This window comes from Mesorhizobium sp. dw_380 (genome assembly GCF_018588885.1).
Classification (GTDB): domain Bacteria; phylum Pseudomonadota; class Alphaproteobacteria; order Rhizobiales; family Rhizobiaceae; genus Mesorhizobium.
This window is the reverse complement of sequence record NZ_JAFFIW010000110.1, coordinates 1-1,456: the sequence shown is the minus strand read 5'-3', so window position 1 is coordinate 1,456 and position 1,456 is coordinate 1. Positions and strand designations below refer to the sequence as shown.

Annotated in this window: 1 protein-coding gene; it reads right to left on the bottom strand. The window is 65.0% G+C overall.

The features are described 5' to 3' along the window. Positions 1 to 11 precede the first annotated feature (11 nt). Positions 12 to 1,310, bottom strand: coding sequence for an IS4 family transposase (locus tag JT360_RS33065; protein ID WP_250889247.1), 1,299 nt, complete (start codon positions 1,308 to 1,310; stop codon positions 12 to 14). Positions 1,311 to 1,456 lie beyond the last annotated feature (146 nt).

Genomic DNA, 1,456 nt, shown 5'->3' with positions numbered 1-1,456 from the left:
ACCTATCGGATTCACACATTTTTCAGCTCGAGTTTGGTTCCGTATTTGATGGCTGAGAATTCAGCGAGGCCGATGCGCATGACCTTGGGGCCTGGCTTGCCGTAGTAGCCGGTCCAGCCTCCGAGGCGAGCGATAACCCAGGCAGCGAAGGCCAGGGAGCCTTTTGGATGGGGATTGCGTTGTCGCTCGGTCTTGCCTTCGAGTTTGGTTGAGACGGCTTCGAGGATGGGGCGGTCGTCGGGATCGAAAGCATCGCCGAGGCGCTGATTGGTATTGCCGTCGCGGGCTTGCACGAGCTGCTTGACGGTGACGGCGGCGATCGTGGCTGCGGCGACGAAGTTGATCATGGCGTGTGGATCGCCGATGTCGGCCGCCTCGATATCGAAGCCTGCTGTCTTGAGGGTGCGGAAGAACTCCTCGATGGTCCAGCGCGACCGGTAGAGGTCGACGACACGGCGCGCTTCAGCCACGCTGGCAACGCCGTGGGTGGTCAAAAGCCGCCAATGCACCGGTTCGCTGCCATCTTGCGGTCTCGACACCTCGCGGACATCGACCAGCGTCAAACCGATCATGTCGGGCAACGCCGGATCGGCTCCATTGCATGGTCTGCGCACCGCCACCGGCGCGAAGCGCACCGCCAGCTCGGCGTTTCGAGCTCGCCGTCCGGGCGCGGCGGGAATGGTCGTGGCAAAGCGGCTTTGCTCTGGCTGGGCATCGATGAAGGCAAACAGCAAGCCCGGCTCGTTCTGTGCCTCGATGCGCCGGTTCTGGCAGGCCCGCACGATCAGCTCGACGTTGTGGGGGCGGTGCGCAAACAGCTCGTAAAAGTCGCTCTCGCGATCCGAGACCATGGTGATGCTGGCCGCCTCGTCCAGAACGGCGCCGGCCTGCTTGGTCGCGTCGATCCAGCGCTGTGACTCCTTGTTGGCCGTCGCCCGCTGGCGCCGCGGCGCCAGTTCATCTGCGCTGCGGTTCCATATCTGCATCGAGACCAGGCCCAGCAGAGCTCCCGTGCCGGCCTCGAGCGCCAGAACCGGGTGCAGCAGCAGGCCTGCTGCGTTGCCGTTGCCGACCGGGCCATAGCCTGCCCGCGCGCGCCGAGCACCCAGCACCAATTCCGACGTGTCTTGCACCGCAACAACGTCGCGACCCGCCGCGCGTCGCCTGGTCAGCCTTCCAGCATGCAGCGACATCTCCGCCGCCCTCACCGAGCGGTTGCGCAGAAACCGCGTGAACTGCATCTCGCCCGCCCGGCCGCCGCCGAGCCGCCGGATGCAGGATCCAGGGCGCGCAACCAGCGCCTGATGCAAGCAGGCCCCCCTTTTTCCAGGCGGCGATCGCCAAATCGCCCCAGTCCGTAGTCCAGCCCGGCCATCCAAACCTCCTTCGCTGTTCCGCTCAACAGAGAATCAAGCTTCACCGCAAGGCGCAACCCAGATGTGTGAATGCGATAGGT